The sequence below is a fragment of the Streptomyces sp. NPDC003248 genome (genome assembly GCF_055563235.1).
In genome coordinates, this window is sequence record NZ_JBVHDT010000002.1 from 643,769 (window position 1) to 656,397 (window position 12,629).

The following is a 12,629-nucleotide window of genomic DNA, read 5'->3' on the forward strand; positions in this document are numbered from 1 at the left end:
TGGCCGACCACGCGGTGGCTGTTACGCGGTGGCGGTCACGCTCTCGCGCAGGACGAAGCCGGGGTCGACCTGGGCGGCCAGGTCGGCTCCGGTCCGCTCATTGCCCCAGGACCGGGCGTTCTTGAGGTGGAAGTGCACCATTTGGCGGGTGTAACGCTCCCAGTCGCGCCCCTCGTACGCCGCGTCGACGGTCGAGCGCAGCAGGTCCAGGGCGTGGCGGTTGGCGTCTTCCAGGGCGTCGAACCGGGGCGGCCTGCCCTTTTCCATGGCGCGCACCCAGGGCGACTGTCCGACCGTCACGAGCAGGTCGTCCCCGACCTCGTCGCGGAGGAAGTCGAGGTCGTCCTGACCCTGCACCTTGTTGCCGACGACCTTCAGCTGCACGCCGAAGTCCCGGGCGTACTCCTTGTACTGGCGGTAGACGGAGACCCCCTTCCGGGTCGGCTCGGCGACGAGGAACGTGACGTCGAAGCGGGTGAACATGCCGGAGGCGAAGGAGTCCGAGCCCGCCGTCATGTCGACCACGACGTACTCGTCACGGCCGTCCACCAGGTGGTTCAGGCACAGCTCCACCGCTCCCGTCTTGGAGTGGTAGCAGGCGACCCCAAGGTCGGCGTCCGTGAAGGGGCCCGTGACCATCAAACGGACGGCGCTGCCGTCGAGTTCCACGGTGCGTGCGCAGGCGTCGTAGACCGGGTTCTCCTCGCGTACCCGCAGCAGCCGCGAGCCCTCGCCGGGCGGCGTCGTCTTGATCATCGTCTCGGTGGAGGCGATGCGGGGGTTGGAGCCGCGCAGGTACTCCTTGATCAGTGGCAGCCGGTCGCCCATCGCGGGCAGCGCGGCGGCTTCCGCGTCGTCGAGACCGAGCGCTGCACCCAGATGCTGGTTGATGTCCGCGTCGATCGCGATCACGGGCGCGCCGATGGCGGCGAGACGACGGATGAACAGGGAGGACAGGGTGGTCTTGCCGCTGCCGCCCTTCCCGACGAAAGCAATTTTCATGTTCACCAAGAGTAGTGCGGCCATAGCTGTACGTGGCAGGGGTGCGTGAAGAAGACCACTCCTTCGAGGGGCGCGGGCACCTGTTGCGTAGGGTCGTACTCATGAGTACGACAGGCTCTGCCGCTGATCCGCTCGCCGCCTTGGGTTCGCTGCCCGGAGTGGCCGAGTCCGTGGAGACCGTCCGCAAGGCCGTGGACCGGGTCTACGGTCACCGCGTCATGCGCCGCCGCAGCACCGCGATCACCTCGGAGGCGGCCCTGCGCGGGGCCCGTGGCTCGTCGGCGCTGTCCGGTGCGGACTGGGCCCTGGAGGAGGTGCGCCGGCGCAGCGACTTCGGGGGCGACGACGAGGCGCTCGTCGTAGGCGCCGCGCTGCGGCTGACCGCGGAGGCCGGTCAGTTGCTGTCGATCTGGCGCCAGTCACCCCTGCGGGTGCTGGCGCGGCTGCACCTGGTGGCCGCGGCGAGCAAGGGGGGCGAGGTCGGGCGCCCGCGACTGGCCGGCGAGCCCGTCGACGAACCCCTGATCGAGCTGCCGCTGCCCGGCGCCGACGAGGTGTCCGGTCGGCTGGAGGGTCTTTCCGCTCTGATCGTGGCGGGCGGTTCCGCGCCCGCCCTGGTGACGGCGGCCGTCGTCCACGGCGAACTGCTCGCGCTGCGCCCCTTCGCCTCGCACAACGGTCTGGTCGCGCGCGCTGCCGAGCGCATCGTGCTGATCGGCAGCGGCTTGGACCCCAAGTCGGTCTGCCCGGCGGAGGTGGGCCACGCGGAGCTGGGCCGGGCGGCCTACCTGGCCGCCCTGGACGGCTATGTCTCCGGGACTCCGGACGGCATGGCGGCCTGGATCGCCCACTGCGGCCGGGCGGTCGAGCTGGGTGCCCGCGAGTCCATGGCGGTGTGCGAGGCGCTGCAGCGCGGGGCGGCTTAGGGCCTGTCGCGCCGCTGGGGGCACCCCCTCTGGGCGAGTGCGTGCCGGACCCCGTGTCTGCGGCGTGATCCAGGCGACAGGCCGGTAGCGCAAGGGCCCGCCGACGGGTGCCCGGACAAGAGATGCGGCGGTACGAGGATTCGTACCGCCGCTGGCATGCTCACCGGGTTACCAAGCGTCCTCGATATGTCGCCCATCAGGTCGGGGTCTTTGCCCGTCACCTGGTGCGGCTGGCCCGTAATCGACGGGTCGACGTCGCGTGGGTGCCCGGTGTTCATGCAACCGGTCCGTGGGGCCATGTGCGGTTTTAAGGTGATCCTTTCGGATGTCCTAGGTCTCGCGGGCCGTTGAGTCCTTTGTACTCCAGGAGTCCCATAAGCGGAAGTCCTGCCGCCTTTTCTTTACCTTTACCCTTAAACAGGTGTTAACCGGACGTATAGGCGGGAGTGGGCCAGGGGCTGGTGGGGTTCGGGGCGCCGCGAGGTGCCGGTGAGGTGGCGCGGGGGCTCAGTCGTTCAGGCCGTTGCCGCCGACCTGCGTCGGCTGGCGTACCAGACGAGGCCGGCCGTGGCGGCCGCGGCACCTATGGCGGCCGCGGCGACCAGGGCCGGGCGGGGCGGGACGCTGAACGACGGAATGCGCTGCTTCAGCCGCACCGGACGGTGGAAGTCGAGAATCGGCCACCCCCGGGCGACGGCCTCGCGGCGCAGCGCGCGGTCCGGGTTCACGGCGTGCGGATGCCCCACCGCCTCCAGCATCGGCAGGTCCGTCGCCGAGTCGCTGTAGGCGTGGCAGCGTGACAGGTCGTACCCCTCGGACTCCGCCAGCTCCTTGATCGCCTCCGCCTTGGTCGGCCCGTACGCGTAGTACTCCACCTCGCCGGTGAAGCAGCCGTCCTCGCCCACGACCATGCGGGTGGCCACCACGCGGTCCGCGCCGAGCAGCTCGCCGATCGGCTCGACGACCTCCGCGCCCGACGTCGACACGATCACCACGTCGCGGCCCGCGGTGTGGTGCTCCTCGATCAGCGAGGCCGCCTCGTCGTAGATGAGCGGGTCGATCAGGTCGTGCAGGGTCTCGGCGACGATCTCCTTCACGTGCTGGACGTTCCAGCCGCGCACCATCGCGGACAGATACTCGCGGGTCCGTTCCATCTGGTCGTGGTCCATACCACCGACGAGAAAGACGAACTGGGCGTACGCGGTCCGCAGGGCCGCCCTGCGGTTGATCAGCCCGCCTTGGTAGAAGGACTTGCTGAAGGTGAGCGTGCTCGACTTCGCAATGACCGTCTTGTCCAGGTCAAAGAAGGCCGCTGTGCGGGGCAAGGAGTGGTTTTCCACAACCCAGAGCATAGGGGCAGCCCATTCGGCGTAAGGTTGGCGCGTGGGTTTGCCTGAGAGGGCTCTCGGGTACACCATGGAAGTCACGGATCGTTCGCGACCGTGCTAACCCGGTCCGGCTCCTCCCCCCCCGAGTCGGCCGTGGAGACGACCCCCGCTCTCCCCCCCGGCGGGGGTCGTCGCATGTCCGGGTGGGTTTTCTCCTTTCGTGGACGGCTGCGGTGCCGCGTTCGGGCGATCGCGGCCGTTCCTTCATGCCGCCCACCGATCGTCACCGTGGGTAGTCGTAGAGCTGCGCTGTGGAAGTCGTACCGGGAGTGGTGTCCCTGTCACCGGTATGGGTGACGGTGATATTCACATCCACCCACTCCTCCACAGTTATCCACCAAGATCCACACGATTTCCGGGTTCGCTGCACCGTGATTCCGACGCGTCCGCTCGCACCGAGTTCATGACCGGTTCCGTTTGCGGACGCCGAGGCCGGTTTCCGCCGGCCGTTCACAGGGGGACCGCTCGCCGGTTCCTCCCACGCACGGGAATCGCGGGGCCGCGCAGAAGCGCGTGCCACGCAGCGAAGGGGGATGGACATCGTGACCGGAGCCGTCACACACGACCCGCCGCCCACCGCCGGAGGACGGCAGGGCAGGCCGCTGATCGTCACCGAGGACGCCGCACTCCTGGACGACCTGCTGCGGCTGTGCGCCGCGGCGGGCGCCACCCCCGAGGTGCACCCCTCGGTGCCGGCCCGGCGGGGCGGATGGGAGGCCGCCCCGCTCGTCCTCGTCGGGGACGACGCGGCGCGCCGGGTACGCGGGGCCACCCGCAGACGAGGAGTGGTCCTCGTGGGACGCGACCAGGACGACTCCGGGGTGTGGCGCAGGGCCGTGGAGATCGGCGCCGACCACGTCCTGGTGCTGCCCGACGGCGAACAGTGGCTGGTCGACCGCATCGCCGACGTAGCGGAGGGGGTCGGCCGGCCCGCCCTCACCGTCGGAGTCGTCGGCGGGCGCGGCGGGGCCGGAGCGTCCACGCTCGCGTGCGCTCTCGCCGTCACCTCCGCGCGTGAGGGGCTGCGTACGCTCCTCGTGGACGCCGACCCGCTGGGCGGCGGGCTCGACGTGCTCCTCGGCGGTGAGACCACGGACGGACTGCGCTGGCCCGCGTTCGCCGCCTCGCGCGGGCGGGTCGGTGGCGGCGCGCTGGAGGAGTCGCTGCCCGAACTGCACCAGCTGAGGGTCCTCAGCTGGGACCGCGGCGACTGCGTCGCCATCCCGCCACAGGCGGTGCGCGCGGTGCTCGCCGCCGCCCGGCGACGGGGCGGCACGGTGGTCGTCGACCTGCCGCGCCGCATCGACGACGGCGTCGCCGAGGCTCTCGCCCAGATCGATGTAGGGCTCCTCGTCGTCCCCGCCGAACTGCGTGCCGTCGCCGCGTCCGGCCGGGTCGCCTCAGCCGTCGGCATGGTCCTGCGCGACCTGAGGGTCGCGGTACGCGGACCGTACGCGCCCGGACTCCACGACCGCGAAGTGGCCCGGCTGCTCGGCCTGCCGCTGGCGGGCGAGGTGCCCGTCGAGCCGGGTCTGCTGCGGGCCGACGGCGGCAAGGCCCCGCCCGGAGCCGCCCCGCGCGGGCCCCTCGCCCGCTTCTGCAAGCAGTTCTGGGAGCGGGCGCTGGTCGAGACGGGTGCCGCATGAACGCGCTGCCCGGACTCGAACGGCCGAGGGCGACGGGAACACTGCTCGACGGCGTACGGCAGTGGCTCGCCGAGAGCGGCGCCGAGCCGACCCCCGCCCGCGTCGCGCAGGCACTGCGGGAGCAAGGGCGGGTCCTCGGTGACGCGGAGGTCCTCGGCGCGGCCGAGCAACTGCGGTCGGAACTGGTCGGCAGCGGGCCGCTCGAGCCGCTGCTCGCCGACCCGTCGGTGACCGACGTGCTCGTGTCCGCCCCCGACCGGGTCTGGGTCGACCGTGGCGGCGGCCTGGAGCTGACCACTGTCTCCTTCCCGGACGCGGCAGCCGTACGACGTCTCGCGCAGCGACTCGCCGCGGTGGCCGGCCGGCGCCTGGACGACGCCCGGCCATGGGCCGACGCGCGGCTGCCCGACGGTACCCGGCTGCACGCGGTGCTCCCTCCGGTCGCCGTCGGCTGCACCTGCCTGTCGTTGCGGGTGGTACGGCCACGGGCGTTCACGCTCGACGAACTGGTGGCCGCGGGCACGGTGCCGCCGGGCGGTGACCAGGTGCTGCGCGACCTGCTGCGGGCGCGACTGTCGTTCCTGGTCAGCGGGGGCACCGGCAGCGGGAAGACGACCCTGCTCAGCGCCCTGCTGGGGCTTGTCGGGCCGGGGGAGCGGATCGTGCTCGCGGAGGACTCGGCCGAGCTGCGGCCCGACCACCCGCACGTCGTCCGGTTGGAGACCCGACCCGCCAACCAGGAGGGTGCGGGGCTCGTCACGCTGGAGGACCTGGTGCGGCAGGCACTGCGCATGCGACCGGACCGACTGGTCGTGGGCGAGGTGCGCGGGCCTGAGGTCGTCCATCTGCTGGCCGCGCTGAACACAGGGCACGAGGGCGGCTGCGGCACGGTCCACGCCAATGCCGCCGCGGACGTGCCCGCCCGGCTGGAGGCGCTCGGCACGGCGGCCGGGCTCGACCGGGCCGCGCTGCACAGCCAGGTGGCGGCCGCCCTGTCGGTGGTGCTGCACCTCGTGCGCGATCCGGCCGGGCGGCGGCGGATCGCCGAGGTGCACGTACTGGAACGGGACCCGTCAGGACTGGTGCGGACAGTACCCGCACTGCGGTGGCAGGCGCGCGCGTTCGGCCGGGAGCGCGGATGGGAGCGGCTGCGGGAACTGCTGCGGGACCAAGGGAGCGGAGAGGGAGATGAGCGTGATGGCTGAGGTGCCGATGGCCGCGGCCGCGGTCTGCGCCGGCGCGGCGATCTGGCTGCTCGGCGGGCCGTACTCCGGGGCCCGGCGGGCGCAGCTGCTGCTGGCGGGAGGCGGGGTGGTCGAGAGCGGCCCGCCGTCCTGGCCGGACCTCGCCGACCAGCTGCGCAGGATCCGCGGGCGGTGGCGTCCCGAGTGGTGGGCGCCCGTCGTCGGGCTGGTCCTGGCGGTGCTGGGTGCCTCGGTGCTGCCGGTCGTCGCCGGGGCGGCCGGAGTGCCCCTGCTGCACAGGGTGCGGCGCGCTCGTGAGGCTCGGAGGGACAGGGAGCGCCGGGGCGACGCCGTGATCGCGCTGTGCGGCGCTCTCGCGGGGGAGGTGCGCGCGGGACGGCAGCCCGGTGAGGCCTTGCAGCGGGCTGCCCGGGATTCCGGAGGACTGGGTGCGGCGCAGCCCGCCGTACTGGCGGCGGCACGGTTCGGCGGGGACGTGCCCGGTGCGCTCGCGGTCGCGGCACGGCAACCGGGAGCCGACGGGCTCCTCGGGCTCGCCGCGTGCTGGCGGGTGGCTGTGGACCAGGGAGCGGGCCTCGCCGCCGGCCTCGACCGCCTCGAAGGTGCCCTGCGAGCGGAGCGGGACCAGCGGGCCGACCTCAGAGCGCAGTTGGCGGGCACCCGCGCAACGGCGGTGATGCTCGCCGGGTTGCCGGTCCTGGGCCTCGCGTTGGGGACCGCGCTCGGCGCCGACCCCCTGCACGTCCTGCTCCACACCGGCGCGGGGTGGGGGTGCCTGCTGGTGGGCGGGGTGCTCGAGGCCGTCGGGATGTGGTGGGCGGTGCGCATCGTGCGGGGCGCGGAGGAGGTGTGAGGCGGGGAACGGGCGGGAGACGTGGCGATCGCTGCGGTCCGCTGGGACGGGTCGCTGGGGCGGGTCGAGGGGGGTGTGGGATGACGGGCCGGGAGCGCGGATGACGGGCCGGGGGTGCCGGGTGGCGAGCCGGGTGGTGGCGGATGGCGGGGCGGGTGGTGGCAGATGGCGGGCCGGGGGCGCGGATGACCGGTCGAGTGCTAGCGGATGGCGGGGCAGGTCGTGCCGGATGAGGGAAACGGAGGGCGGAATGAGTGCGGAAGTTGTCCACAGGCTGGGGGTGGTCGCGGGGATCGCCCTGGTCCTGGTGTGGCTCGCGCGATGGTTGACGGGCGTGCGGCGGGAGCGCCGGACGCGGCAGCGGCTCGCCGAGTTGCTGGCCCTGGCGGCGGAGTCGGGCACCTCGCGTCCTGCCGTGCCGGAGGCTGTGCGGCGGTGGCTGCCTGAGGTGGCCGTTCTGGGCGCCGGGTGGGTGATGGGCGGGGGCGCGGTAGGTCTCGCTTTGGGGGTGACCGGTGCTGTGGGGCTGGGGTGGTGGCGCCACCGGCAGCGGGCGGCCGCTCCCGTGAACGCGGTCGGCGCACAGGTGGCCGCACGGCAGCTTCCTCTCGCCGCCGACCTGCTGGCCGCGTGCGTCGCCGCCGGGGCCGGTCCGGTGATCGCGGCCCAGGCGGTGGGTGAGGCCCTGGGCGGCCCGGTGGGGGACGGTCTGGCGCGCGGTGCCGCCGAGGTGCGGCTGGGCGGCGAGCCGGCCACTGCCTGGCGGAGGCTGGCCGCCGCGCCGGGCGCCGCAGCCCTGGCCCGACTGCTGGAACGGGCCGACGTCACCGGGCTTCCGGCGGCCGCGCCGGTCACCCGGCTCGCCGCTGACGCCCGCGCCGAGTGGGCACGCACGGAAACGGCTCGTGCCCGGCGGGCGGCGGTCATGGTCACCGCGCCGGTGGGGCTCTGCTTCCTGCCCGCCTTCATCGCGGTGGGCATCGCACCCGTCGTGATCGGGCTGGCGGGCGGGGCGCTGGGAGGGGGTGGGCCGTGACGGTGAGGTGAGCGTGCGAGCACCGGCAGGACGAGGGGGCACCGACGCGAGCAGTGCACGGGTTCAGCGCACCGGCGGGATCGGTGAGCCTGGGAATCAACGGAAACGGACGTAACGGGGGTTGAGATGAGCAAGGCGGTACGGGCGCGGATGCGTGCCCTGGTGTGCAGGGCGCGCACGGCGCGCAAGGACGCGGGGATGGTGACGTCGGAGTACGCGATGGGCATCGTCGCGGCGGTCGGATTCGCCGTGATCCTCTACCAGGTGGTGACGAGCGGGGCGGTCACCGAGGCGTTGCAGGACATCGTGAAGCGGGCGCTCAGTGCGAGTCCGTGAGCGGGTGCGGTTGCGGGTGCGGGGCGGGGACCGGGGCTTCGTGACGGCGGAGTCGGCCGTCGTGCTGCCGGTGCTGGTGGCGTTCGCGATGGCGCTGGTGTGGGGCCTGCTCGTCATGACGGCTCAGATCCAGTGCGTGGACGCTGCGAGGACCGGCGCCCGGGCCGCCGCCCGGCAGGACCCGGTCGACGCGGTGGTCGAGGTGACCCGGGCGACGGCACCCCGCGGGGCGCACGTGACGGTTCACCGGGGAGGCGGCCTGGTCCGGGTGGTGGTCGTGGCACGGCCGCCGGTGCTGCGGGGGCTGCCCTTCGAGGTGCGGGAGGAGGCCGTGGCGGCGGCGGAGGACGTGGCGGCAGGGGCCGTGACGGTGGAGGAAGGGGAGGTGGGCCCGTGAGAAGGCATCGCCGCTGCGGGGGCCGGTACCGCGGCTCGGGAGCCGATCGGGGCTCGGCCACCGTCTGGACGCTCGGGGCGATCGCCGTGCTGTGTGTGGTGTTCGGCGTGGTGCTCGCCCTGGGCCAGGCCGTCCTGGCCCGGCATCGCGCGGCCGGCGGTGCGGACCTCGCCGCGCTCGCGGCCGCCGACCACTGGACCCACGGGGCCGCGGTGGCCTGCGCTCATGCGGAGCGTGTGGCCCGGGCACAGGGGGCGCGGCTGGTGAGGTGCGCGGTCGTGGGTGAGGTCTCGGACGTGACGGCGGGGGCCGGACGGGGGCCGTTCGCCGCGGAGGTCAGGGCGAGGGCGGGGCCTGCCGGGCCGGCGGACACCGGCCCCAGCGCGGACCCGGTCAGTCCACCGGCTTCTCCTCCGGCGCCCCCCGCAGCAGTTCCGTGAGCAGCCGTACCGCCCCTCGCTTGTGCAGCGGGTCGTTGCCGTTGCCGCATTTGGGGGACTGGATGCAGGAGGGGCAGCCGGCCTCGCACTCGCAGGAGGCGATGGCCTCGCGGGTGGCGGTCAGCCACGAGCGGGCCGTGTGGAAGGCCCGCTCCGCGAAGCCCGCGCCGCCGGGATGGCCGTCGTAGACGAAGACCGTGGGGAGGAGCGTGTCGGGGTGCAGGGGGACCGACACGCCGCCGATGTCCCAGCGGTCGCAGGTCGCGAAGAGGGGCAGCATGCCGATGGAGGCGTGCTCGGCGGCGTGCAGGGCGCCGCCGAGGATCTCCGGGTTGATCCGGGCGGCGTCCAGCTGGTCCTCGGTGACCGTCCACCACACGGCACGGGTGCGCAGGGTGCGGGGAGGCAGGTCGAGCTTCGACTCGCCGAGCACCTCACCGGTGATGAGCCGTCGACGCAGGAAGGAGACCACCTGGTTGGTGACCTCGACGGAGCCGTAGCACAACCGTCCCTCGCCCCACGGGACTTCGACGTCCGTCTCCAGCACCGAGATCGCCGTGGTGTCGCGGGCGACCGTCGCGTACGGCGGCTCGGCCTGCTCGACCAGGGCGACCGAGTCCTCCAGGTCCAGCGACCGCACCAGGTAGGTGCGGCCCTGGTGGAGGTGGACGGCGCCCTCGTGGACGGTCGTGTGGGCGGCGCCCTCGTCGACCGTGCCGAGCAGGCGGCCCGTCCCCTCCTCGACGATCTGGACCGGCCGGCCGCCCCCGCCGCGGATGTCGGTCAGGTCGGCGGCCCGTTCCCGGCGTGTCCAGTGCCAGGCCCTCGTCCGGCGGCGCAGCAGCTTCGCGGCCTCCAGCTGCGGCAGCAGCCCCTCCGTCCCCGGGCCGAACAGCGCCAGGTCCTCCTCCGTCAGGGGGAGTTCGGCGGCGGCCGCGCACAGGTGCGGGGCCAGGACGTAGGGGTTGTCGGGGTCGAGGACCGTCGACTCCACGGGCCGGTCGAACAGGGCTTCGGGGTGGTGGACGAGGAAGGTGTCCAGGGGATCGTCGCGGGCGATCAGGACGGCGAGGGCGCCCTGCCCGGCCCGGCCCGCGCGACCGGCCTGCTGCCACAGGGACGCGCGGGTGCCCGGGTAACCGGCGATCAGGACGGCGTCCAGTCCCGAGACGTCGATGCCGAGTTCCAGGGCGGTCGTGGCGGCCAGGCCGAGGAGGTCGCCGGAGTGCAGCGCCTGCTCCAGGGCGCGGCGCTCCTCGGGCAGGTAGCCGCCGCGGTACGCCGCGACACGCCGGGCCAGGGAGCGGTCCACCTCGGCGAGACGCTCCTGGGCGATCACCGAGATCAGCTCGGCGCCACGCCGGGAGCGGACGAAGGCGACCGTGCGCACCCCCTGGACGGCGAGATCGGTGAGCAGGTCGGCGGTCTCCGCCGTGGCGGTACGGCGGACGGGGGCGCCCTTCTCGCCCTGCATCTCGGTGAGCGGGGGCTCCCAGAGGGCGAACACCAGTTCACCTCGCGGGGAGGCGTCGTCGGCCACCTCGACCACCCGCAGGCCGGTCAGACGGCCCGCGGCCACCGCGGGCTCGGCCGCCGTCGCGGAGGCCAGCAGGAAGACGGGGGAGGCGCCGTAGCGGGCGCACAGCCTGCGCAGCCGGCGCAGCACCTGGGCGACGTGGGAGCCGAACACGCCGCGGTAGGTGTGGCACTCGTCGATGACGACGTACCTGAGCGACTTGAGGAAGGAGGACCAGCGGGGATGGGACGGCAGGATGCCGCGGTGCAGCATGTCCGGGTTGGTGAGGACGTAGTTCGCGTACTGGCGGATCCACTCGCGTTCCTCGAACGGGGTGTCGCCGTCGTACACGGCCGGGCGAACCGCCGTGCCCAGTGACTGTGAAAGTTTCTTCACGGATCGGCACTGGTCCGCCGCGAGCGCCTTCGTGGGGGACAGGTAGAGGGCGGTGGTGCCACGGCCGTTCGGGGCCTCGGAGCCCTCCAGCAGCGCGGACAGGACCGGGACGAGGTACGCAAGGGACTTCCCGGACGCCGTGCCCGTCGCGACGACCACCGAGTCGCCGTCCAGGGCGTGCTCGGCGGCTCGGGCCTGGTGGGCCCAGGGGTGTTCGATGCCGCAGGCCTGCACGGCCGCGATCACCTCCGGACGAATCCGGTCAGGCCAGACGGCATGGCGGCCCTCACGTGGGGGCAAGTGCTCCGTATGAGTGATGCGCGACGCCCGGCTCGGACCGGGGGCGAGCCGGTCCAGGACCGCGCCCGGCGACAGGCGGGACGCGTGCTGTGCCGGGGATCGATCGGATCGGTGATTCTTGGCCATCGGCACCGAGTGTGTCACTGGCGTGACGGACAATGGAGCCAAGGCGTCGTGCACGCCTGCCGGTAAGTGATTGAATGCCATCGCGGCTGGCGAACCGTCCCGGGGGCTCCTGCCGAGGTGTCCCGAGGGGCGACCGCTCGATAGCAAGGTGCTGGAGGATCCGTGGACCTGTCCCTGTCGACCCGTACCGTCGGCGATCGTACGGTCGTCGAGGTCGGTGGCGAAATCGACGTATATACCGCGCCCAAGCTGCGCGAGCAGCTGGTCGAGCTGGTGAACGACGGGAATTTCCACCTCGTCGTCGACATGGAGGGCGTGGACTTCCTCGACTCCACCGGTCTCGGCGTGCTGGTCGGCGGTCTGAAGCGAGTGCGTGCCCATGAGGGCTCGCTGCGCCTGGTCTGCAACCAGGAGCGCATTCTGAAGATCTTCCGCATCACCGGTCTCACCAAGGTGTTCCCCATCCACACCTCGGTCGACGAAGCGGTGTCGGCCACCGACTGACCACCGATCCCGGGCGAGTACAGCCGCGCCCGGGACGGCAGCACAGTTGAACACCGGGGGGACCGGGCTTCGGCGGCCCGGCCCCCCGACAGCACGCCCGTAGTTCCGAGGGGGATGCATGGCCACCGTTGAACTCCGCTTCAGCGCGTTGCCCGAGCACGTCAGGACCGCCCGACTGGTGGCGGCAGCGGTGGCGCGCAGGGCCGGAGTGGACGAGGCCGTCCTCGACGAGGTCCGGCTCGCCGTCGGTGAGGCCTGCACCCGCGCCGTCGGACTGCACCAGACCAGCGGTATCACCGCGCCGGTGAAGGTGCTGCTCATCGAGGAGGAGAAACAGTTCTCCATCGAGGTGGGCGACGAGGCGCCACGCTCCTCGCCCGGTGACCGGGCGCCGGGCACGGGCGGGGACGCCGACGCCGAGGCCGAGGAGGACGAGATGGGCCTCGCCGTCATCAGCGGCCTCGTGGACGACGTGGAGGTCACCGCCGGCGAGCACGGCGGGGCCATCCGGATGACCTGGCCGAGCGTCCTGGCGGCCACGCCACCGGCCTGACACCG

General features: G+C 73.2%; 13 protein-coding genes. 10 read left to right on the plus strand and 3 right to left on the minus strand.

Going from position 1 to position 12,629, the window contains the following annotated elements; all coding sequences use genetic code 11:
- Positions 1-21 precede the first annotated feature (21 nt).
- Positions 22-1,002 carry an ATP-binding protein gene (locus tag ACZ3KJ_RS08240; RefSeq protein WP_467525573.1) on the minus strand — a complete coding sequence of 327 codons (981 nt, stop codon included), beginning with the start codon at positions 1,000-1,002 and terminating at the stop codon, positions 22-24.
- Between the two features lie 101 nt (positions 1,003-1,103).
- Here ACZ3KJ_RS08240 and ACZ3KJ_RS08245 point away from each other — a divergent pair, with 101 nt between their 5' ends.
- Positions 1,104-1,928: a Fic family protein gene (locus tag ACZ3KJ_RS08245; RefSeq protein WP_467525575.1), complete on the plus strand. Its 825-nt coding sequence runs from the start codon at positions 1,104-1,106 to the stop codon at positions 1,926-1,928.
- A 515-nt stretch (positions 1,929-2,443) separates the two neighbouring features.
- Here the strand turns inward: ACZ3KJ_RS08245 and ACZ3KJ_RS08250 are convergent.
- Positions 2,444-3,280: an HAD family hydrolase gene (locus ACZ3KJ_RS08250; RefSeq protein ID WP_389525079.1), complete on the minus strand. Its 837-nt coding sequence runs from the start codon at positions 3,278-3,280 to the stop codon at positions 2,444-2,446.
- 569 nt (positions 3,281-3,849) lie between these two features.
- Between ACZ3KJ_RS08250 and ssd the strand changes: the two genes are divergently transcribed.
- From ssd to ACZ3KJ_RS08285, 7 genes are all read left to right on the plus strand, one after another.
- Positions 3,850-4,962, plus strand: a complete 1,113-nt coding sequence (ssd, locus tag ACZ3KJ_RS08255) for a septum site-determining protein Ssd (protein WP_467525577.1) — start codon at positions 3,850-3,852, stop codon at positions 4,960-4,962.
- Entirely contained in the window at positions 4,959-6,167 is a 1,209-nt protein-coding gene (locus tag ACZ3KJ_RS08260; protein ID WP_467525579.1) for a TadA family conjugal transfer-associated ATPase, read from the plus strand. Before ssd ends, ACZ3KJ_RS08260 begins: the two co-directional genes overlap by 4 nt.
- On the plus strand, positions 6,151-7,020 hold the full coding sequence (locus ACZ3KJ_RS08265; RefSeq protein ID WP_467525581.1) for a type II secretion system F family protein: 870 nt from the start codon (positions 6,151-6,153) through the stop codon (positions 7,018-7,020). Before ACZ3KJ_RS08260 ends, ACZ3KJ_RS08265 begins: the two co-directional genes overlap by 17 nt.
- A 250-nt stretch (positions 7,021-7,270) precedes the next feature.
- Positions 7,271-8,056: a type II secretion system F family protein gene (locus ACZ3KJ_RS08270; protein ID WP_467525582.1), complete on the plus strand. Its 786-nt coding sequence runs from the start codon at positions 7,271-7,273 to the stop codon at positions 8,054-8,056.
- 126 nt (positions 8,057-8,182) lie between these two features.
- On the plus strand, positions 8,183-8,392 hold the full coding sequence (locus ACZ3KJ_RS08275) for a DUF4244 domain-containing protein (RefSeq protein ID WP_389525063.1): 210 nt from the start codon (positions 8,183-8,185) through the stop codon (positions 8,390-8,392).
- Positions 8,393-8,432: 40 nt separating this feature from the next.
- Positions 8,433-8,789, plus strand: coding sequence for a TadE family type IV pilus minor pilin (locus ACZ3KJ_RS08280; RefSeq protein WP_467525585.1), 357 nt, complete (start codon positions 8,433-8,435; stop codon positions 8,787-8,789).
- Positions 8,786-9,229: an Rv3654c family TadE-like protein gene (locus tag ACZ3KJ_RS08285; protein ID WP_467525586.1), complete on the plus strand. Its 444-nt coding sequence runs from the start codon at positions 8,786-8,788 to the stop codon at positions 9,227-9,229. The genes ACZ3KJ_RS08280 and ACZ3KJ_RS08285 overlap by 4 nt, the downstream gene beginning before the upstream one ends.
- Here ACZ3KJ_RS08285 and ACZ3KJ_RS08290 read toward each other — a convergent pair.
- Positions 9,183-11,648: a DEAD/DEAH box helicase gene (locus tag ACZ3KJ_RS08290; protein ID WP_467525588.1), complete on the minus strand. Its 2,466-nt coding sequence runs from the start codon at positions 11,646-11,648 to the stop codon at positions 9,183-9,185. The genes ACZ3KJ_RS08285 and ACZ3KJ_RS08290 overlap by 47 nt on opposite strands.
- Before the next feature lie 81 nt (positions 11,649-11,729).
- On the opposite strand from ACZ3KJ_RS08290, the gene bldG reads away from it, so the two are divergent.
- Positions 11,730-12,071 carry an anti-sigma factor antagonist BldG gene (bldG, locus tag ACZ3KJ_RS08295; protein ID WP_121787637.1) on the plus strand — a complete coding sequence of 114 codons (342 nt, stop codon included), beginning with the start codon at positions 11,730-11,732 and terminating at the stop codon, positions 12,069-12,071.
- A gap of 118 nt (positions 12,072-12,189) precedes the next feature.
- Positions 12,190-12,624, plus strand: coding sequence for an ATP-binding protein (locus tag ACZ3KJ_RS08300; RefSeq protein WP_467525589.1), 435 nt, complete (start codon positions 12,190-12,192; stop codon positions 12,622-12,624).
- Positions 12,625-12,629 lie beyond the last annotated feature (5 nt).